The following is an 18,756-nucleotide window of genomic DNA, read 5'->3' as shown; positions in this document are numbered from 1 at the left end:
CCGGTCCTAGGGGACGAGCACCAGCCGCCCCCGCAGCCCGCCCTCCGCCAGCCGCGCGTGCGCCTTGGCCGCCTCGTCCAGCGGGTAGGTCTCGGCGACCCGCGTCGTCAGCACCCCCGCGTCGACGAGCCGCACCAGCTCGGCCAGACGCGCCCCGTCCGGCGCGACCTCCACCGAGCCGGTCCGCACCCCGCGCACGGACTCCGGGTGGGCGCCCGGGATGACCCCCACGAAGACGCCCCCGTCGCGCACCCACTCCAGCGCGGCGCCACCGAGCAGCGCCGCGTCCAGTACGCCGTCCGCACCGGCGGGCTGCGGCCCGAAACGCTCGGCTCCCAGCGACCGCACGAGGTCCTCGTCGGCGGCCCGCGCCACGCCCGTCACCGTCAGACCGCGATGGGCGGCGAGCTGGACGGCGTACCCGCCCACCGCGCCCGCGGCACCGGTGACCAGCAGGCTCTGGCCGGGCTCCAGGCCGAGCAGGTCGAGGGCCTGCGCGGCAGTCAGCGCGTTCAGCGGCAGCGTCGCGGCGTGCACGGCGTCGACCGAGCCGGGCGCCGACGCCACCGCGCCGGCGTCGACGACCACATGGTCGGCGTGCGTACCGAGCGTCTTGCCGGGCCCGTACGCCAGAGCCACCACCTCGTCCCCCACGTTCCACCCGGTGGCCACGCCCACCGCCTCGACGGTCCCGGCCACGTCCCAGCCGAGCCCGAGCCGCTTGCCCGCACCGCCGAAGACACCGGCCCGCACCCCCGCGTCGACCGGGTTGAGGGCGGCGGCGGCCACCTTGATCCGAACCTGACCGGCCCCGGGCTCGGGCACCTCGACCTCACCGACCTCCACGACGTCGGGTCCACCGAACCGATTCACCAGTACCGCACGCATGGCAACGCTCCCCACTTCCTGGGTCTCTTTTCCGTTGCAACAACCCTAGGAAGAGTTACTATCCATCAGTAAGTAGGCACCTGAAGGTGCGTACGTCACCCGGAGGTGCGCCATGGCGACCACGACCGCGGCCCAGCGGCGCGAGCAGGCACGCATCGAGTACGACGCGTTCATCAAGAGCTGCCCCACCAACCAGCTCCTCGACCGGATCAGCGACAAGTGGGTCAGCCTGGTCGTCAGCGCGCTCGCCGGGGGATCCATGCGCTACAGCGACCTCGGCCGCAAGATCGCGGGCGTCAGTCCCAAGATGCTGACGCAGACGCTGCGTTCACTGGAGCGCGACGGGATCGTCGCCCGCACGGTCACCCCGTCCGTGCCGGTCCGCGTCGACTACGAACTCACGCCCCTCGGCGCCAGCCTCAGCTGCCTGCTCTCCGCCGTGAAGGACTGGGCGGAACTGCACATCGAGCAGGTCAACGACGCCCGGGAGCGCTACGACTCCGCGCCCTGAAGGCCGCCGCCCCGCAGCCGGGCGATCTGCTCACCGGTGAACTCCACGGTGCGCCGCATGTGCCCGATGATCAGGGCGAGTTCCTCTTCCTCGAGCCCGTCGAACAGGGCGAACCAGCCGCCGCCCAGCCGGTCCCACATCCGCCCGAACTCGGCCATCTTCTCCGGCACGACCGCAACGAGCACCCGCCGCCGGTCGGCCGCGTCGCGCTCCCGCACGACGTACCCGGCCCTCTCCAGCCGGTCCACCAGCCGGGTCGCCGACCCGGTGGTCAGCCCGGTCAGCTCCCCGATCCGCCCGATCGTCACGGGCCCGTCCTCCAGGCTGAGCAGGTTCACGCACTGCAGATCGGTCGGATGCAGGTTCAGATGATCGGCGACGGCCTGGTTGAACAGCGCGTACGACGCCATGTAGCGCCGCGACACCGTGGCCAACTCCCCCATCAGATGCTCCCGAGCCGCCATCACCACACCTTTCAGCAGGACACACCATCGTAAGCACCACCACCGCACCACACGCCCCCGCACGAAAGGGACCCGCACCCCACAAGCACCCGCACCGGCCCACTCCCCGCCGGCCGTACGCCCGCAGGGACCGCCCCCCGCACGCACCCGCACCCGCCATCCCACCGAAGGGGCCGTGCCGGTGAATCAAATGCCCGTTGCGGACAGCAACAAGCACCCACCGAGGCCCTACCAGCACCGCCCCACACAAGGGCTGCAACGGGCGGATCACCGGCACGGACCCGACCCACCCACCGGAGCGGCGGCGCAACGCCCACCGGACAGACAGCGCAACGCCCACCGGACAGACAGCGAGACGCCCACCGGACAGACGCCGACCCACCGAACCAGCGGCACCCGGCCCGAACTCCTAGAAGGCGTAGAAGTCCCCCGTGTCCAGCACCAGCACCCGCTCCCGGTCATTGGCCCGGTTGGAATCCACCGCCCCGCCACCCCACACGGTGTCGATCCCCAGCGTCACCTCCGAGGGCGCCCCTTTCAGCAGCACCGACATCCGGATCTCCCGCCCCGCCCCGTCCGCGGACAGCGCCCCGGTCCGGCACACCAGGTCCCGCGCCCCCACCCGCGCACAGCCGTCCGGCAGCCACTGCGCATCGGCCAGCGCGGCCGACCAGCGCAGCCGCACGGTCGCGTCCATGACGGCATTCGGCCCGTGGTTCCGCGGCGTCAACCGCAGGGCAACGCGCCCCGCGTCCATGGACACCCGCCCGTGATAGGCGAGATCGGCCTCGGGAGCCGCCGCGCTCACCGGAGTCACGCCCGCCACCGCGAGCCCCACGCCCGCACCCACCACACACAGCGTCCGCACCCACATGACGTCATTACCTCCGCTAGGGCCACCGCGTCCGTCACGTGGATGTATCCCACCCCAGACCACCCCCAGGCGCCGTCCATCAGGTGAAGCCCACGCCCCGCGCCCCCACCCCCGCCGAGTCCACCCACGCACCCCGACCCTCCCCACACCCCCATGCAAGAGTGACCGCATGCTCATCGCCCGCTCGGCAGCTCTCTTCGTCGTCGCCGCCCTCTTCGAGATCGGCGGCGCATGGCTGATCTGGCAGGGCCTGCGCGAGCATCGAGGCTGGCTCTGGATCACCGGCGGCATCCTCGCCCTCGGCGCCTACGGCTTCGTCGCCACCTTCCAGCCGGACGCGCACTTCGGCCGCATCCTCGCGGCGTACGGCGGGATCTTCGTCGCCGGCTCGATCCTGTGGGGCGTGGTCGCGGACGGCTACCGCCCCGACCGCTGGGACATCACCGGGGCGGCGATCTGCCTGGCTGGAATGGCCGTGATCATGTGGGCTCCGAGAAACGGCGGCTGACCTCCCACCCCTCGGACCGTCGAGCCGCCCACCGACCCCGTCGCCTACCCTGACAGAGCCGATGCCGGAACCGATCGCCCCGCCAGGACCGATCGCCACGCACGGCGCACACCGCCGCGACACCACCGCGCCAGCCGAGGAGCCAGACATGACCGCGCCCGCCGCGCCCGCCGCCCCCTCCCGCATCGCCGTCGTGACCGGCGCGAGCAGCGGTATCGGCGCGGCAACGGCGAGGCAGCTCGCCGCGGCCGGCTACCGCGTCGTGCTGACGGCCCGCCGCAAGGACCGCATCGAGGCGCTCGCGGAGGAGATCGGCGCGGCCGGCGGCCAGGCGACGGCGTACGCGCTCGACGTCACGGACCGCGCGGCGGTCGACGAGTTCGCCACCGCGTTCAAGACGATCGGCGTCCTGGTCAACAACGCGGGCGGCGCGCTCGGCGCGGACCCGGTGTCGACCGGCGACCCCGCCGACTGGCGTCAGATGTACGAGACGAACGTCATCGGCACCCTGAACGTCACACAGGCCCTGCTGCCCGCGCTCACCGCGAGCGGCGACGGCACCGTGGTGGTGCTGTCCTCGACGGCGGGCCACGGCGTGTACGAGGGCGGGGGCGGCTACGTCGCGGCCAAGCACGCCGAGCACGTGCTGGCCGAGACCCTGCGCCTGGAGATCGTCGGCACGCCGGTCCGCGTGATCGAGGTGGCGCCGGGCATGGTCAAGACGGACGAGTTCGCGCTGACCCGCTTCGGCGGGGACACCCAGAAGGCCGCCAAGGTGTACGCGGGTGTCGCCGAGCCGCTCACGGCGGACGACGTCGCGGACACCATCACGTGGGCGGTGACCCGGCCCAGCCACGTCAACATCGACCTGCTCGTCGTCCGCCCCCGCGCGCAGGCGTCGAACACGAAGGTCCACCGGGACCTGTGATGCCGGACTCCGCCGAAGAACCCTCTGTCCCGGAACCCCACACCACCCCCACGCTCGAACAACGCCGCCTGGCCGAGGAGAAGAAGAACGAGCGGATGGTCTGGTACTACCTGGCGTACTTCCTCTTCGGCATCCACATCGTGGCGTTCGTCATGATCTACGCGGTGCGGCACGCGAAGTGACCGCACCCGACGCACCGTCCACGTACGCTCGCACGATGTGAACGGACACATACCCTTCAGGCGTCTGCACAACTTCCGTGACCTGGGCGGCCGAACGACCGCGGACGGCCGCACGGTCCGTCCGGGCCGGCTGTTCCGGGCGGACTCGCTGGGCAAGCTCGAAGGCGACGACTGGGACCTCTTCCTGTCGCTGGGCATCCGCACGGTGATCGACCTGCGCTACCCGTGGGAGATCGAGGGCAAGGGCCGGGTCCCCGAGCACCCCTCGCTCGCGTACCGCAATCTGAGCATCGAGCACCGCCCCTACGACCAGGCGGCGTTGGCCCCGTCCGTCGACCCGGGCCCGTACCTCGCGGCACGCTACGCGGAGGTCGCCGCGGACGGCGTGGCGGAGATCCGCGAGACGCTGGAGCTGATCGCGACGGCGGACGAGGGCCCCGTGGTCTTCCACTGCGCGTCGGGCAAGGACCGTACGGGTCTGGTGGCCGCGCTGGTGCTGTCGCTGCTGGGAGTCCCCGAGGACGCGGTCGTCGAGGACTTCACGCTCACCGAACGGGCGACGGCCGCGCTGCGCGCGGACTGGCGGGCGGCGAACCCGGACCGTTCCCTGACCTGGCCGGGCTACGGCCACGCACCGGCCGAGGTGATGACCGGTTTCCTCGCGGGCCTGAAGTCCCGCCACGGCTCGGTGGAGGGGTACGTCCGGGACGCGCTGGGCCTGGACACCGTGTTCGTCGAGCGACTCCGGGCGGCCCTCCTGGACGGGCCGCCCACCACCGTGCCGGTCGCCCCCGCGCCGCTCGCGTTCCGCCGCGCCGCCGAGGCCGACCTCTCCACCCTGGTCCGGCTCCGGGACGAAGCGGCCCGCTGGCAGCTGACCCGCGGCATCGACCAGTGGAAACCGGGCCATATGACGGAGAGCCACTTCCGCGCGCGTCTGACGGAGGGCGAGGTGTGGCTGGCGCTCCACGGCGAACAGGTGGTGGGCGCCTGGGAGCTGTGGTGGTCCGACCCGGCGGCCTGGGGGCCCCAACCCCCCACCGCGGCCTATGTCCACCGGCTGATGACGGACCGTTCGACGGCGCCGCCCGGCACGGGCCGCCACATGCTGGCGGAGGCGGAACGCCGCACGGCGGCCGCCGGACGCACCGCCACCCGCCTGGACTGCCTGACCGACAACCCGCGCCTGCACACCTACTACCGCGCGGCGGGCTACACCCCGGTCGGCAGGCAGACCGTGGCGGGCGGCTGGGACGGCCCGTACACGGTGACGCTCTTCGAGAAGCGTCTCTGACCTGCCTCTCTCTTCATCGGCCACATGGCAGAAGGCTCCCTCACAGCGGCGGATCGGCCATTCGGATGCGGTCGGCTCGCGTGCCCCGCCGGGTCGCGGTGTCGTGGACGCGGTGCCTGCCGACGCCCGGAGCGTGGGCGGCTCCGGCGTTCGGCCGGGCAGCGACTCGGCCGTGAAAGGACAGGGGATGCGAATATCCGGGCCCATGCCGGGCCGCAGAGGTCATGCCGCGTTCGTCGCCGCGGTGCTGGTCTGCTCGACGGCGCTGACCGGGCCGGACCCCGCCGCGGCCGGCGCCACGTCCGCCGCTTCCGTACCTGCCCCCCGGCTGGACTGGATCCCCTGCGTCCAGGGCAGCCCGTACGACTGCGCGACCGCGAAGGTGCCGCTGGACTACCGCGATCCGGGCGGTCGCCTCATCGACCTGGCGGTCATCCGGCACAAGGCGACCGGACCCGGGCGGCGCATCGGCACCCTGTTCTTCAACCCCGGCGGACCCGGCGGTCCGGGAACCGTGCAGATGCCGCAGAACTACGGGGCTTTCCCCCGCGAGGTGCGGGAGCGGTTCGACATCGTGAGCTGGGATCCACGGGGTGTCGGCAACAGCACCGCGGTGAACTGCTTCGCGAGCGCCGAGGAGGCCGAGGCGTGGGGCGCCGGCAAACCGGCCGGGTTCCCGGTGGGCGAGCGGCAGCGGACGGTCTGGGCCTCCGCGTACCAGGATCTGGCCCGGCGCTGTCAGCAGCGGGACCCCGAGCTCCTGCGTCATGTGTCGACCGCCGACACCGCCCGCGACCTCGACCAGCTCCGCCGGGCGGTGGGCGACCCGCAGCTCACCTTCATGGGCGTCTCCTACGGAACGATCCTCGGCGCCACGTACGCCGGGCTCTTCCCCGGCAGGGTCCGCGCCATGACCCTCGACAGCAACATCGATCCGCAGGCATGGACGAACCACGGCTCCGACGACGCCTCGCTGACGACGTTCCTGCGGATGGGCTCGGACCGGAGCGCGGCGGCGGTCCTGGACCGTTTCCTCACCCTGTGCGGGTCCGCCGGTGCCACCCGCTGCGCCTTCGCCGCCGACAGCCCGAAGGCGACCCGGGACAAGTTCGAGCAGTTGCTGCGGCGCCTCCGGGAGCACCCGGTGGGTGAATGGACCTACGCCCGCACGGTCGCCGAAGTGGTGAGCGGCCTCTACATCGTGCATCCGGGGTGGGCGGACCTCGCGACCCGGCTGCAGGGCCTGTGGCAGGGGCGTGCCCCGCAGGCGCCGGCGACTCCGCCCGCACCGCCGGTCCCGCATCCGAGTCCGTACCTGGGCGAGGAACAGGCCGCCGCGGTGCTGTGCGGCGACAGCCCCAATCCGCGTGACATCGCCGCGTACCCGGCGCAGGAGGACACCGCCGCAGCGCGTGCGGGCGACGTCGGGCGCTACTGGGCGTGGGCCGCCTCGCCGTGCGCCGTCTGGCCGGCCGTCGCGGCCGACCGCTACCGCGGCTCGTGGAACAAGCCGACGGCCCACCCCGTCCTGGTGGTCGGCACCACCTACGACCCCTCCACCCCGTATCCGGGTTCGCAGGGCATGGCCCGGGAACTGGGCGACGCCCGTCTGCTCACCCACGACGGGTACGGCCACACCGCGATGTACAACCCCAGCGGCTGCGTCGCGGAACACGAGAGCCGCTACTTGATCGACGGCGTGCTCCCTCCGGCCGGAACGCACTGCCGGCAGGACACTCCCCCCTTCCCGGCGCCCAAGCCGACCGGCGGGATGGCCACCGGCGGCGGAGCGACGGCCGACAGCACCTGATCCCTGCCGCCTGCGTCACCCGGCAAGGCGGCACCCGCCCGGGAAAGCGACACCCTGCCGACGTCGCCCGCCCCGGAAGCCGGCCTCCCCAACCGGTCCCCCGTACGACGAAGGGCCCCGGACCGTACGGTCCGGGGCCCTTCGGGCCGGTGGAGTGCCGGCCGTCAGCCCTTCACGCAGACGACCTGCTTGAGCTTCGCCACGACCTCCACGAGGTCGCTCTGCTGGTCGATGACCTGCTCGATCGGCTTGTAGGCGCCCGGGATCTCGTCGACGACGCCGGAGTCCTTGCGGCACTCGACCCCGCGCGTCTGCTCCTCCAGGTCCTTCGTGGAGAAGCGGCGCTTGGCCGCGTTGCGGCTCATGCGCCGGCCGGCGCCGTGCGAGGCGGAGTTGAACGCCTTCTCGTTGCCGAGGCCCTTCACGATGTACGAACCGGTGCCCATCGAGCCGGGGATGATCCCGTACTCGCCGGAGCCCGCGCGGATCGCGCCCTTGCGGGTGACGAGCAGGTCCATGCCCTCGTACCGCTCCTCCGCCACGTAGTTGTGGTGGCAGGAGATCTCCTGCTCGAAGGTCGGCTTCGCCTTCCGGAACTCCTTGCGGATCACGTCCTTGAGGAGGCCCATCATGAGCGCGCGGTTGTGCTTCGCGTACTCCTGCGCCCAGAACAGGTCGTTGCGGTAGGCGGCCATCTGCGGGGTGTCGGCGACGAAGACCGCGAGGTCGCGGTCGACGAGTCCCTGGTTGTGCGGGAGCTTCTGGGCGACGCCGATGTGGTGCTCGGCGAGTTCCTTGCCGATGTTGCGCGAACCCGAGTGCAGCATGAGCCACACCGCTCCGGACGTGTCGACGCACACCTCGACGAAGTGGTTGCCGCCGCCGAGCGTCCCCATCTGGAGGGTAGCCCGCTCCTGCCGGAACTTGACCGCTTCCGCGACCCCGTCGAACCGTCCCCAGAAGTCGTCCCAGCCGGCGGTGGCCATCCCGTGGAAGCGTCCCGGGTCGATCGCGGAGTCGTGCATCCCGCGGCCGACCGGAATCGCCTCCTCGATCTTGGAGCGCAGTCGCGACAGGTCGCCCGGGAGGTCGTTCTCGGTCAGCGAGGTCCTGACGGCGGACATTCCACAGCCGATGTCCACGCCCACCGCGGCGGGGCACACGGCGTCCCGCATGGCGATGACGGAGCCGACGGTCGCGCCCTTGCCGTAGTGCACGTCGGGCATCACGGCGAGGCCCTTGATCCACGGGAGGGTCGCCACGTTCTGGAGCTGGCGCAGCGCCACGTCCTCCACGGACGCCGGATCGGTCCACATGCGGATGGGGACCTTCGCACCCGGCATCTCTACGTAACTCATATCGTCCTCATTCCCCCGAAAACCATCAGAAGTCGTAAATCGCAAAACCGGCGCCAAGGTCGACGTATGGGACAACGGACCGGCGTCCACGGCCGTGCGTGCGATACACATTGTCTCCAGGTGTCGCCCTCGGGCGGCAACCGATTAAGCACTGGGCACCCCGGGCGGACGAGCCGCCGGGACGCGTCGAGAGGAGCCTGGCCGTGCGGCGGAAGGCATACGTACCCGGCGTCGCCGCGCTCCTGGCGGCGCTGCTGGCGGGCTGCACGGGCGGTTCGGCCGACGGCGGCTCGGAGACGGACTCCAAGGGCAGTGACACGGGCACGGTGGCGCCGGCCCGGCCCGGCAAGTACCGCACGCTCCCGGAGGCGTGCAGCGCGGTGAGCCACGACACCCTCGACACGCTGCTGCCCGGGATCGAGCAGATCGCCGACGAGAAGCAGCGCGAGAAGGCGTACGCGGGCGAGGCCACGCCCACCTACGACACGGACCGGCGCGACGGGTGCCGCTGGAAGGTGGAGTCGACGTCCGCCTCCGACCGCCTGCTCGTCGACTTCGAGCGCGTCGCCTCGTACGACAACACGGTGAGCGACGACAACAAGGCCCGGGAGATCTACGCGGGCAAGGAGACGGCGGCCGACCTGCCCGAGCCCGCCGGCTCCGGTTCCGCCTCCGGCCCCACCGCCGGATCCGGCACCGGTGCGCCCGGCGGCGACGCGTCGGCCTCGTCCTCCCCGTCCTCCTCGTCCTCCTCTTCCTCCGCCTCCGCCTCGGCCCCCTCCGCGTCCGCGAGCGCGACCCCGGCGGACCTCCAGCCCCGCACGCTCGACGACGTCGGCGACGAGGCATACCTCGACGACCGGCTGAGCGCCGCCGCGACGGCGCGGGCGCGCACGGTGACTGTGGTCTTCCGCACGTCGAACGTGATCGTGACGATCGAGTACGCGGAGCAGCCGACCGCCTCCACGGAGGCTCCGGACAGCAAGGAAATGCAGGACAGAGCGCGGAAACTGGCCCAGAAGCTGGCCGACACACTCGACGGTTGACGGGCCCGGGGCTCGGGTCCGCCTCCGTGGCCGAACCGCCCGAAGGGGAACCGCCGGGTCGCCCCACCGCGTACCGTGGCCCCTCGGACCCGACCGGTCGCACGCGCCACGTGCGGCCGTACCACGAGCCCTACGAGTGAAGGAACCATGCACCGACCAGCACAGCGAGCAGGCCGAGCACCGCGATTCACCCGCATCCTTGTCAGCGCAGCCGCCGTTCCGGTGATGCTCGTCGCCGCGGGCTGCTCCTCCGACTCCGGCTCCGGTGACGACGCGAAGAAGAGCGGCGGTGCGAGCCCGGACGCGAAGGCGTCGGCGAGTGCCAGTGCGAACGCCGTGCAGCCGGCGGCGTACGCGAAGCTCCCCGAGCCGTGCGCGGTGCTGTCGAAGAAGACGCTGGGCGAACTGGTCCCCAAGGGCGTCAAGTCCGGCAAAGAGGGCAAGTCCGACGACGTGTCGGCGCGGGGCAACTGCTACTGGAACAGCCTCGACAACAACGGCGTGAAGGGCTCGCAGTTCCGCTGGCTGAACGTGGCGCTGCTGCGGTTCGACTCGGACTCGCGCGGCGAGGGCGACCAGCAGGCGCACAGCTACTTCGAGAAGCAGGTCAAGGGCGCGCAGAGCGCGACGGGCGCGAAGAACACCAAGACCGAGCCGGTCTCCGGGACGGGCGACGAGGCGACCGCCGTCAGCTACGACCTGAAGAAGAAGGAAGGCTCCTTCAAGCAGCAGACGATCGTGGCGCGCGTCGAGAACGTGGTCGTCACCCTCGACTACAACGGCGCCGGTCTCGCGGGCGAGAAGTCCCCGAGCGCGGCCGACCTGCTGAAGGACGCGAAGAAGGCCGCGAAGGAGGCGGTGGCCGCGGTCACCGCCGCCAACAAGGACGGGGGCGCCGACGCGGGCGCCTCCCCGTCGGGGTCGGCCTCCAAGCCGGCGTCGAAGTCGGCGTCGCCGTCCAAGAGCTCCTCGAAGAGCGCGAAGCCGTCCGCCTCCGCGGCGAAGAAGAGCTGACGCGTTTCTCGCCCGGTCCACGGCCCAACTCGTGGTCCGGTAAGGGCTTTTGCCCGGGCCCGGTCCCTTTCGGGACCGGGCTCGTTCCATGCCGGGCGCCCGTGGGCCGCACACATGTGCCACCCTGTTGCGCGCAACAACACGCACTGGGAGGGGAGTACGGGTGGCCGCGCCACTGCAGCTGACACGGATGCACCGCATACTCATCGGCGTGGTCGTCACCGGTGCGGTGATCATCGCCGGTATCGGCTTCGCCGGTTCGTACGCCGCCGTCCGCGAGCTCGCGATCAAGAAGGGCTTCGGGAACTTCTCCTACGTCTTCCCGATCGGCATCGACGCCGGCATCTGTGTCCTGCTCGCCCTGGACCTGCTGCTGACCTGGATCAGGATCCCCTTCCCGCTGCTGCGCCAGACGGCATGGCTGCTGACGGCGGCCACCATCGCGTTCAACGGAGCGGCGGCCTGGCCCGACCCGCTCGGCGTCGGCATGCACGCCGTCATCCCGATCCTCTTCGTCGTCGCCGTCGAAGCCGCCCGGCACGCGATCGGCCGGATCGCCGACATCACCGCCGACAAGCACATGGAAGGCGTCCGCCTCACCCGCTGGCTGCTGTCCCCGGTGCCCACCTTCCTGCTGTGGCGCCGCATGAAGCTGTGGGAGCTGCGCTCCTACGAAGCGGTCATCAAGCTCGAACAGGAACGCCTCGTCTACCAGGCCCGGCTCCGCTCCCGCTTCGGCCGCGCCTGGCGCCGCAAGGCACCCGTCGAATCCCTGATGCCCCTGCGCCTCGCCCGCTACGGCGTCCCCCTCGCCGAGACCGCGCCCTCCGGCCTGGCCGCCGCAGGCATCGAGCCGGCCCTGCTTCCGCCGGCGCCGAAGCAGCCGGAGCTGGAGACGGCCGTCCCCGCCGCGGACGGCCGCGCCGCCGGGCAGGCGCCCGTCCCGCAGGCCGCGTCGCCCCAGGACCAGCAGCGCAGCACGCCGGACGACGACCGGCCCGCGCCCGCCGAGCAGCCGGAGTACGGGCAGCAGCCGCAGCCGGACGGCAACCCCTGGTTCGCCCAGCCCGGGCAGAACATCGTCTACGAGGGCGGCTACGACCCTGCCTACGAGCCGCCGTACGACCCCACGTACGCCGCCGAGCAGGAGGGGTGGCAGTGGCACGAAGAGCAGCAGCACCCGATGTACGAGCCCGGCCCGGAGGAGACCGGCAGCTTCCCGATCCCCGCGGGAGCCGGCGGCCGTACGCGGCAGCTGGGCGAGGGCGGCGGCACCCCGGAGCCCGAGCAGCTGCCGATCCCCTCGCCGCGTGAGGAGCAGTCCGCGCAGTCGGACGAGAAGGCCCAGGAGGAGGCGTACTACCAGGTGTTCCGTCAGTCGATAGACGGCAGCTTCCCCACGCCGCGCGTCCTCGGCGACAACATCGAGGCCACCTATGGCACGACGCTCAGCCCCAGCGCGCTGAAGAACCTCACGGACCGCTTCCAGAACCGCTTCAACGCGGAGCTGGAGGAGGACCACATCGCCTGAGGGGTGGCCGCGGCGCCCGGAGCCCGGGCGGACGTGAACGGACGGAAGGGGGGCTCCCGGTGATCACCGGGAGCCCCCCTTCGCCGTACCGTCCGGGGCGTTACGCGCCGAGCAGCTTGCGCACGCGCTCCTGCCCGACCGCGAGCAGCAGCGTGGGCAGGCGCGGGCCCGTGTCGCGCCCGACGAGCAGGTGGTAGAGCAGCGCGAAGAAGGTGCGCTGGGCGACCTTGATCTCCGGCGGGAGCTCCTTGGCGGTCGCGTCGGCGCTGTAGCCGGCCTGGACCTTGGGGACGCCGTAGACGAGGTGGGTCAGGCCGTCCAGGGACCAGTTCTCCTCCAGGCCCTCCAGGAGCAGGCGCAGCGAGGCGCGGCCCTGCTCGTCGAGGGACCCCAGCAGGTCGGCGTCCGGCTCGTCGCGGACGACGGTGCGCTCCTCGGCGGGGACCTGCGTGTTGATCCAGGTCTCGGCCTTGCCGAGCCGGGGCCGGACCTCGTCGAGCGAGCCGAGCGGGTTCTGCGGGTCGAGCTCGCTGAGGATGCGCAGGGTCTGGTCCTCGGCACCGGCGGTGATGTCGGCGACGGAGGCGAGCGTGCGGTAGGGCATCGGGCGGGGCGTCCTCGGCAGCTCCCCCGCGGCCGTGCCCACCGCGCGCGCGTACGCGGCGGCGTCGGCCGGGAGGACCGAGCCGTCGGCGACCTTGCCGGCGAGCTTGTCCCACTCGTCGTACAGCCGCTGGATCTCCTGGTCGAAGGCGATCTTGAACGACTGGTTGGGGCGACGGCGGGCGTACAGCCAGCGCAGCAGCTGCGGTTCCATGATCTGGAGCGCGTCCGCGGCCGTGGGCACGCCGCCCTTGCTGCTGGACATCTTCGCCATGCCGGAGATGCCGACGAAGGCGTACATCGGGCCGATGGGCTGCTTGCCGCCGAAGATCCCGACGATCTGCCCGCCGACCTGGAACGACGAGCCGGGCGAGGAGTGGTCGACACCGCTCGGCTCGAAGATCACGCCCTCGTGCGCCCAGCGCATCGGCCAGTCGACCTTCCAGACCAGCTTGCCGCGGTCGAACTCGCTCAGCCGGACGGTCTCGGAGAAACCGCAGGCGGAGCAGGTGTAGGTCAGCTCGGTCGTCTCGTCGTCGTACGCCGTGACGGTGGTGAGGTCCTTCTCGCACCGGCCGCAGTACGGCTTGTACGGGAAGTAGCCCGAAGTGCCGCTGCCGTCGTCCTCGGCGGCGGCGCCGGAACCCTCGGCGGCCTCCAGTTCGGCCTCGTCGACCGGCTTCTGGCCCTGCTTCTTGGCGGGGGCCTTCTTGGTCCGGTACTGGTCGAGGATCGCGTCGATGTCGCCGCGGTGCTTCATCGCGAAGAGCACCTGGTCGCGGTAGGCGCCCGAGGTGTACTGCTCCGTCTGGCTGATCCCGTCGTACTCGACGCCCAGCTCGGCCAGCGCCTCGACCATGGCGGCCTTGAAGTGCTCGGCCCAGTTCGGGTACTCCGAGCCCACCGGGGCCGGGACGGACGTCAGCGGCTTGCCGATGTGCTCCGCCCAGGACTCGTCGATGCCGGGGACGCCGGCCGGGACCTTGCGGTAACGGTCGTAGTCGTCCCAGGACAGCAGGTGCCGCACGGTGTACCCGCGGCGGCGGATCTCGTCGGCGACGAGGTGCGGGGTCATGACCTCGCGCAGGTTGCCGAGGTGGATGGGGCCGGAGGGCGAGAGCCCGGACGCGACGACGACCGGTTTGCCCGGGGCCCGACGCTCCGACTCGGCGATGACCTCATCCGCGTAACGGGAGACCCAGTCGGTGGTCTCGGTGCTCTGAGCCACGATCGGCACGTCCTTCTTTCTCATACGCCAGTACGGCTGACGCGTCCATTCTCCCAGCTCGGACCCGAACCGCGAAAACGGCTTTTCACCGCATGGGATACTGGGTTTTCTGTACTGAGAAACTCCCGGAACCCGAGCAGAACGGCACTCACTCCATGGCCTCGGTCACGTCCCTCACCGCTTCCGTCCACCAGCGCCTCGCGGACGCCCTCTCGGCAGCTCTGCCGGAGGCCGGTTCCGCGGACCCGCTGCTGCGACGAAGCGACCGGGCCGACTTCCAGGCCAACGGCATCCTGGCGCTCGCGAAGAAGGCCAAGGCCAACCCGCGGGAGCTGGCCACCCAGGTCGTCGCGCAGGTCGAGTCGGGTGACGTGATCCAGGACATCGAGGTCTCCGGCCCCGGCTTCCTGAACGTCACGATCACCGACAGGGCGATCACCGGGAACCTCGCCGCGCGGTACGAGGACGGCGCGCGCCTCGGCGTGCCCGTCGCCGATCACCCGGGCACCACGGTCATCGACTACGCCCAGCCGAACGTGGCGAAGGAGATGCACGTCGGCCACCTGCGGTCCGCGGTGATCGGCGACGCGGTCGTCCAGCTGCTGGAGTTCACCGGCGAGACGGTCGTGCGGCGCCACCACATCGGCGACTGGGGCACCCAGTTCGGCATGCTCATCCAGTACCTGATCGAGCACCCGCACGAGCTGGACCACAAGGGCGGCGCGGTCTCCGGCGAGGAGGCCATGTCGAACCTGAACCGGCTCTACAAGGCCGCCAGGACGGTCTTCGACTCCGACGAGGAGTTCAAGACCCGGGCACGGCGCCGGGTGGTCGACCTCCAGGCGGGCGAGCCCGAGACGCTGGCCATGTGGCAGAAGTTCGTGGACGAGTCGAAGATCTACTTCTACTCGGTCTTCGACAAGCTGGACATGGAGATCAGCGACGCGGACGTGGTCGGCGAGTCCGGCTACAACGACATGCTGGACGAGACGTGCCGCCTCCTGGAGGAGTCGGGCGTGGCGGTCCGCTCGGACGGCGCGCTGTGCGTGTTCTTCGACGACGTGAAGGGCCCGGACGGCAACCCGGTCCCGCTGATCGTGCGGAAGTCCGACGGCGGCTACGGCTACGCGGCGACGGATCTCTCCGCGATCAGGGACCGCGTCTTCAACCTGAAGGCGACGTCGCTCATCTACGTCGTGGACGCCCGCCAGTCCCTGCACTTCAAGATGGTCTTCGAGACCGCGCGCAGGGCCGGCTGGCTGAACGACGACGTGAAGGCCCACCAGCTCGCCTTCGGCACGGTCCTCGGCAAGGACGGCAAGCCCTTCAAGACGCGTGAGGGCGAGACGGTCCGGCTGGTCGACCTGCTGGACGAGGCGGTCGAGCGGGCCTCCGCGGTCGTGCGGGAGAAGGCGCTGGACCTGTCCGAGGCGGAGATCACCGAGCGGGGTGCCCAGGTGGGCATCGGCGCGGTGAAGTACGCGGACCTGTCGACGTCGGCGAACCGGGACTACAAGTTCGACCTGGACCAGATGGTCTCGCTGAACGGCGACACGTCCGTCTACCTCCAGTACGCGTACGCCCGTATCCAGTCGATCCTGCGGAAGGCCGGCGAGGTGCGCCCGGCCGCGCACCCGGAGCTCGAACTGGCCGGGGCGGAGCGGGCGCTGGGGCTGCACATCGACGCCTTCGCCGAGGTCGTCGCCGAGGCGGCCACCGAGTACGCCCCGCACAAGCTGGCCGCGTACCTCTACCAGCTGGCGTCGCTGTACACGACCTTCTACGACAAGTGCCCGGTCCTGAAGGCCGAGACGCCGCAGCAGGTGGAGAACCGCCTCTTCCTGTGCGACGTGACGGCCCGCACGCTGCACCAGGGCATGGCCCTGCTGGGCATCCGGACGCCCGAGCGGCTCTGACACCGCGGGCGTCCGGGCGGACACGGCCCGACGACGGCCCCGGCGGGACGGCAGCGACCGTCCCGCCGGGGCCGTCCGCCTGTCAGGCGTAGTAGTGGATGGTGCCCCGCAGCGCGGCGGCACCACCCTCGCAGTGCTGGACGAAGGTCGCCGCGAACGCCTCGACGGCGCCGTCGTCCCCGCGCGCCGGCCTGGTCACGGTGAACTCGCCGGTGGAGGTGGTGCAGCCGCGCCCGTCGCCGTGGACGTCGAGCCCGCCGCGCCCCCGCCGGGCACCCGCTCCTCCGATGCAACAACCGTCACCGGCAGCCATCGCGGCACTGACGCCGATCAGCCAACACCTCGTCCGTTCAACGGTGTTGCGGTCCGTTCGCCCGCCGCGGGGCCGGCCGGTCCGCCCCGCGGGAGGGGCGGGGCGCGTTGTCAGTGGCGGACCCTAGAGTCACCGGCATGGCGACACTTCCGAACGCGCTGCCGCAGCTCGCGGCCGACCCGAGCGGCGCCTCGCTCGGGCTTGAACTCCCGCCCGGGACACTGGTCGACGCGACCGACGAGGGCCCCTGGCACGAGCCGCTGCTGTGGCACGCCGACGTCCCGGCGCAACCCGGCGGCTGGGCGGCGCTGGAGCCCGCCCGGCGGACGTCCGGCCTTCTCCCGGTGCTCCTGGACGTGGGGGGCGACCAGGGCGGCCCGCAGGACTGGGCGTTGATGCCGGACGAGATGACGTATCCGGGCGACCACGACGCCGAGGAGGTGCTCGCGGAGTTCTGGGACGAGTACGCGGCGGACGCGCCGGACGCCGACGAGGACTACCCCGGCAAGGAGAAGGTCGTCGAGATCTTCGGCGAACCCCACACGTTCGACGAGACGATCGCGCCGTACGGCCCCGCGTGGCCGGGCCTCGCACCCGCCACCGGGCAGGGGGTCGACCCCGACGCCCGCGCCGCCGAGGTCGCCGGTGCCCTCGCGGACGGCGGCTCGTGGCTGAAGGACCCGCGCCTCGCGCTCGTACCGGCGCGGCGCAGCGCGGACATCCCTGCGGCGATCGGCTGGACCGGCCCGGTCAACCACGAGAACGACGTGGCGCGGCTGTGCACCGTCCTGCGCTCGTGGGAGGACCGCTTCGGCATACGCGTCGTCGCGCTCACCTTCGACCAGCTGGTCCTGTCGGTGGCCGCCCCGCCGAACACCCAGGCGGAGGCCGAGGCCGTCGCCGCCGAGCACTTCGCCTTCTGCCCGGACAACATCACGCAGGGCCATCACGAGGTCCTGCGTGACTACGCGGCGCACGAGGTGCTCGGCCGGCAGGTCTGGTCCTTCTGGTGGGACTGAGCCGCGGGTGAGGCCGACGGTGGCGCTCGGGTCGGCGGTCTAGCCGCGCAGCCCGGTCCCGAGCCGCCGCAGCCCCTCCGCGATCTCTTCCGGGGTCTGCGTGACGAAGCACAGCCGCAGCGTCGCCGGATCGGGTGCGGCGGCGTAGAAGGGGGCTCCGGGCACGTACGCCACGTCCTGCTCCACCACGCGCGGGAGCAGGGCCGTGGTGTCGTACGACTCGGGCAGCCGCGCCCAGAGGAACATGCCGCCCTCCGGACGGGTCCAGGACGATCCGGCGGGCAGTGCCTCGGCGATGCCGGCGAGCATGGCGTCGCGCCGCTCCCGGTACACGGCGGCGACCCCGGCCACATGGGCGTCCAGGTCCCGGTCGGCCAAGTACCGTGCGGCGGCGAGCTGGTTGACGGTCGGGGTGTGCAGGTCGGCGGCCTGCTTGGCGACGGCACACGCGCGGCGCAGTGCCGCGGGCGCCCGCAGCCAGCCCAGCCGCATCCCGGGCGCCATCACCTTGGAGAAGGAGCCCAGCAGCACGGTCCGGTCCGCCGCCCCGTCGTGGGAGGCGATCCACGGAACCCGCTCGCCCTCGAAGCGGAGTTCGCCGTACGGGTCGTCCTCGACGATCCACAGTCCACGCCGGGCGGCCACCGCGGCGACGGCGGCCCGCCGCTCGCCGGGCAGGGTGCGCCCCGTGGGGTTCTGGAACGTGGGCACGGTGTAGAGCAGCTTGGGCCGCTCACGGGCCGTCAACGCGTCCAGCGCGTCCGGGTCGAGGCCGTGCTCGTCACCCGGCACGGCCACGATCCGGGCCCCCGCGAAGGAGAACGCCTGGAGCGCCGCCAGATAGCAGGGACTTTCGACGAGCACCGTGTCGCCCGGCTCCAGCAGGGCGGTGGCGAGCAGGGACAGCGCCTGCTGCGAACCGGTGGTGACGAGCACGTCGTCCGCGCCGGTCGGCAGTCCGCGGGCGCGGGTCCGCTCGGCCAGCGCGGCTCGCAGCGCGGGCTCGCCCTCGGTCGTCGAGTACTGCAACGCCCGCTCGGGGACCTGTGCGAGCACGTCGCGGTAGGCGGCGGCGATGCCTTCGGCGTCGAACAGCTCCGGCGCGGGCAGGCCGCCCGCGAAGTTGATGACCTCGGGGCGCGCGGTGACCGCGAGGATGTCGCGGACCGGCGAGCCGCCGATCGCGGTGGCTCGTGCGGCGAGCGCGGGCACGGGTGCACTGCCGCTCCTGGCGGGAACGTTCTCGACGACGGTCACCATGGGCTCCTT

Annotated in this window: 18 protein-coding genes; 11 read left to right on the top strand and 7 right to left on the bottom strand. The window is 72.0% G+C overall.

All coding sequences use genetic code 11. The features are described 5' to 3' along the window. Positions 1 to 6: 6 nt before the first annotated feature. Positions 7 to 888 carry an NADP-dependent oxidoreductase gene (locus tag ABEB03_RS09165; protein ID WP_345644340.1) on the bottom strand — a complete coding sequence of 294 codons (882 nt, stop codon included), beginning with the start codon at positions 886 to 888 and terminating at the stop codon, positions 7 to 9. A 112-nt stretch (positions 889 to 1,000) separates the two neighbouring features. On the opposite strand from ABEB03_RS09165, the gene ABEB03_RS09160 reads away from it, so the two are divergent. Continuing rightward, the gene (locus ABEB03_RS09160; protein WP_345644338.1) at positions 1,001 to 1,399 is read left to right on the top strand and encodes a winged helix-turn-helix transcriptional regulator; all 399 of its coding nucleotides are present in this window, start codon (positions 1,001 to 1,003) and stop codon (positions 1,397 to 1,399) included. On the opposite strand, the gene ABEB03_RS09155 is transcribed toward ABEB03_RS09160, so the two are convergent. Then, positions 1,381 to 1,863, bottom strand: a complete 483-nt coding sequence (locus tag ABEB03_RS09155; protein ID WP_345644335.1) for a MarR family winged helix-turn-helix transcriptional regulator — start codon at positions 1,861 to 1,863, stop codon at positions 1,381 to 1,383. The two genes, ABEB03_RS09160 and ABEB03_RS09155, sit on opposite strands and share 19 nt — an antisense overlap. Before the next feature lie 409 nt (positions 1,864 to 2,272). Further along, positions 2,273 to 2,737, bottom strand: a complete 465-nt coding sequence (locus ABEB03_RS09150) for a hypothetical protein (RefSeq protein ID WP_345644332.1) — start codon at positions 2,735 to 2,737, stop codon at positions 2,273 to 2,275. A gap of 169 nt (positions 2,738 to 2,906) precedes the next feature. On the opposite strand from ABEB03_RS09150, the gene ABEB03_RS09145 reads away from it, so the two are divergent. From ABEB03_RS09145 to ABEB03_RS09125, 5 genes are all read left to right on the top strand, one after another. Next, positions 2,907 to 3,245 (top strand): YnfA family protein, encoded by a 339-nt coding sequence (locus ABEB03_RS09145; RefSeq protein ID WP_345644329.1) that lies wholly within the window; start codon positions 2,907 to 2,909, stop codon positions 3,243 to 3,245. Positions 3,246 to 3,393: 148 nt separating this feature from the next. Further along, complete coding sequence (locus ABEB03_RS09140) at positions 3,394 to 4,173, top strand: SDR family NAD(P)-dependent oxidoreductase (protein WP_345644322.1); 780 nt, start codon at positions 3,394 to 3,396, stop codon at positions 4,171 to 4,173. After that, positions 4,173 to 4,355: a hypothetical protein gene (locus ABEB03_RS09135; RefSeq protein WP_345644319.1), complete on the top strand. Its 183-nt coding sequence runs from the start codon at positions 4,173 to 4,175 to the stop codon at positions 4,353 to 4,355. The genes ABEB03_RS09140 and ABEB03_RS09135 overlap by 1 nt, the downstream gene beginning before the upstream one ends. A 37-nt stretch (positions 4,356 to 4,392) precedes the next feature. Continuing rightward, the gene (locus ABEB03_RS09130) at positions 4,393 to 5,649 is read left to right on the top strand and encodes a tyrosine-protein phosphatase (protein ID WP_345644316.1); all 1,257 of its coding nucleotides are present in this window, start codon (positions 4,393 to 4,395) and stop codon (positions 5,647 to 5,649) included. Between the two features lie 205 nt (positions 5,650 to 5,854). Then, positions 5,855 to 7,459, top strand: a complete 1,605-nt coding sequence (locus tag ABEB03_RS09125; RefSeq protein ID WP_345644313.1) for an alpha/beta hydrolase — start codon at positions 5,855 to 5,857, stop codon at positions 7,457 to 7,459. A gap of 164 nt (positions 7,460 to 7,623) precedes the next feature. Here the strand turns inward: ABEB03_RS09125 and ABEB03_RS09120 are convergent, their stop codons facing one another. After that, positions 7,624 to 8,817, bottom strand: coding sequence for an RtcB family protein (locus tag ABEB03_RS09120; protein WP_345644310.1), 1,194 nt, complete (start codon positions 8,815 to 8,817; stop codon positions 7,624 to 7,626). 203 nt (positions 8,818 to 9,020) lie between these two features. On the opposite strand from ABEB03_RS09120, the gene ABEB03_RS09115 reads away from it, so the two are divergent. From ABEB03_RS09115 to ABEB03_RS09105, 3 genes are all read left to right on the top strand, one after another. Next, positions 9,021 to 9,863 (top strand): DUF3558 domain-containing protein, encoded by an 843-nt coding sequence (locus ABEB03_RS09115; RefSeq protein WP_345644307.1) that lies wholly within the window; start codon positions 9,021 to 9,023, stop codon positions 9,861 to 9,863. Between the two features lie 147 nt (positions 9,864 to 10,010). Continuing rightward, entirely contained in the window at positions 10,011 to 10,877 is an 867-nt protein-coding gene (locus tag ABEB03_RS09110; RefSeq protein WP_345644304.1) for a DUF3558 family protein, read from the top strand. Positions 10,878 to 11,040: 163 nt separating this feature from the next. Next, positions 11,041 to 12,408, top strand: coding sequence for a DUF2637 domain-containing protein (locus ABEB03_RS09105; RefSeq protein ID WP_345644301.1), 1,368 nt, complete (start codon positions 11,041 to 11,043; stop codon positions 12,406 to 12,408). 100 nt (positions 12,409 to 12,508) lie between these two features. Here the strand turns inward: ABEB03_RS09105 and lysS are convergent, their stop codons facing one another. Next, positions 12,509 to 14,248: a lysine--tRNA ligase gene (lysS, locus tag ABEB03_RS09100; RefSeq protein ID WP_345644298.1), complete on the bottom strand. Its 1,740-nt coding sequence runs from the start codon at positions 14,246 to 14,248 to the stop codon at positions 12,509 to 12,511. A gap of 146 nt (positions 14,249 to 14,394) precedes the next feature. On the opposite strand from lysS, the gene argS reads away from it, so the two are divergent. Continuing rightward, the gene (gene argS / locus ABEB03_RS09095) at positions 14,395 to 16,155 is read left to right on the top strand and encodes an arginine--tRNA ligase (protein ID WP_345644295.1); all 1,761 of its coding nucleotides are present in this window, start codon (positions 14,395 to 14,397) and stop codon (positions 16,153 to 16,155) included. An 82-nt stretch (positions 16,156 to 16,237) separates the two neighbouring features. Here the strand turns inward: argS and ABEB03_RS09090 are convergent, their stop codons facing one another. Continuing rightward, positions 16,238 to 16,468 carry a hypothetical protein gene (locus ABEB03_RS09090; RefSeq protein ID WP_345644292.1) on the bottom strand — a complete coding sequence of 77 codons (231 nt, stop codon included), beginning with the start codon at positions 16,466 to 16,468 and terminating at the stop codon, positions 16,238 to 16,240. A 137-nt stretch (positions 16,469 to 16,605) separates the two neighbouring features. Between ABEB03_RS09090 and ABEB03_RS09085 the strand changes: the two genes are divergently transcribed. Next, positions 16,606 to 17,487 carry a DUF4253 domain-containing protein gene (locus ABEB03_RS09085; RefSeq protein WP_345644289.1) on the top strand — a complete coding sequence of 294 codons (882 nt, stop codon included), beginning with the start codon at positions 16,606 to 16,608 and terminating at the stop codon, positions 17,485 to 17,487. Between the two features lie 39 nt (positions 17,488 to 17,526). Here the strand turns inward: ABEB03_RS09085 and ABEB03_RS09080 are convergent, their stop codons facing one another. Further along, positions 17,527 to 18,747, bottom strand: a complete 1,221-nt coding sequence (locus tag ABEB03_RS09080; protein WP_425589208.1) for an aminotransferase-like domain-containing protein — start codon at positions 18,745 to 18,747, stop codon at positions 17,527 to 17,529. Between the last annotated feature and the right edge of the window lie 9 nt (positions 18,748 to 18,756).

It is taken from the genome of Streptomyces siamensis, assembly GCF_039543605.1.
GTDB lineage: Bacteria > Actinomycetota > Actinomycetes > Streptomycetales > Streptomycetaceae > Streptomyces > Streptomyces siamensis.
This window is presented reverse-complemented; position numbering and strand designations above follow the sequence as displayed.

Bases quoted from the DNA above. Each gene is read 5' to 3' on its own strand.
- ABEB03_RS09120 (WP_345644310.1), bottom strand. From the start codon at position 8,817: ATGAGTTACGTAGAGATGCCGGGTGCGAAGGTCCCCATCCGCATGTGG.
- ABEB03_RS09110 (WP_345644304.1), top strand. From the start codon at position 10,011: ATGCACCGACCAGCACAGCGAGCAGGCCGAGCACCGCGATTCACCCGC.
- ABEB03_RS09140 (WP_345644322.1), top strand. From the start codon at position 3,394: ATGACCGCGCCCGCCGCGCCCGCCGCCCCCTCCCGCATCGCCGTCGTG.
- ABEB03_RS09145 (WP_345644329.1), top strand. From the start codon at position 2,907: ATGCTCATCGCCCGCTCGGCAGCTCTCTTCGTCGTCGCCGCCCTCTTC.
- ABEB03_RS09080 (WP_425589208.1), bottom strand. From the start codon at position 18,747: ATGGTGACCGTCGTCGAGAACGTTCCCGCCAGGAGCGGCAGTGCACCC.
- ABEB03_RS09090 (WP_345644292.1), bottom strand. From the start codon at position 16,468: ATGGCTGCCGGTGACGGTTGTTGCATCGGAGGAGCGGGTGCCCGGCGG.
- ABEB03_RS09135 (WP_345644319.1), top strand. From the start codon at position 4,173: ATGCCGGACTCCGCCGAAGAACCCTCTGTCCCGGAACCCCACACCACC.
- ABEB03_RS09165 (WP_345644340.1), bottom strand. From the start codon at position 888: ATGCGTGCGGTACTGGTGAATCGGTTCGGTGGACCCGACGTCGTGGAG.
- ABEB03_RS09085 (WP_345644289.1), top strand. From the start codon at position 16,606: ATGGCGACACTTCCGAACGCGCTGCCGCAGCTCGCGGCCGACCCGAGC.
- ABEB03_RS09150 (WP_345644332.1), bottom strand. From the start codon at position 2,737: ATGTGGGTGCGGACGCTGTGTGTGGTGGGTGCGGGCGTGGGGCTCGCG.
- ABEB03_RS09155 (WP_345644335.1), bottom strand. From the start codon at position 1,863: ATGGCGGCTCGGGAGCATCTGATGGGGGAGTTGGCCACGGTGTCGCGG.
- ABEB03_RS09160 (WP_345644338.1), top strand. From the start codon at position 1,001: ATGGCGACCACGACCGCGGCCCAGCGGCGCGAGCAGGCACGCATCGAG.
- argS (WP_345644295.1), top strand. From the start codon at position 14,395: ATGGCCTCGGTCACGTCCCTCACCGCTTCCGTCCACCAGCGCCTCGCG.
- ABEB03_RS09125 (WP_345644313.1), top strand. From the start codon at position 5,855: ATGCCGGGCCGCAGAGGTCATGCCGCGTTCGTCGCCGCGGTGCTGGTC.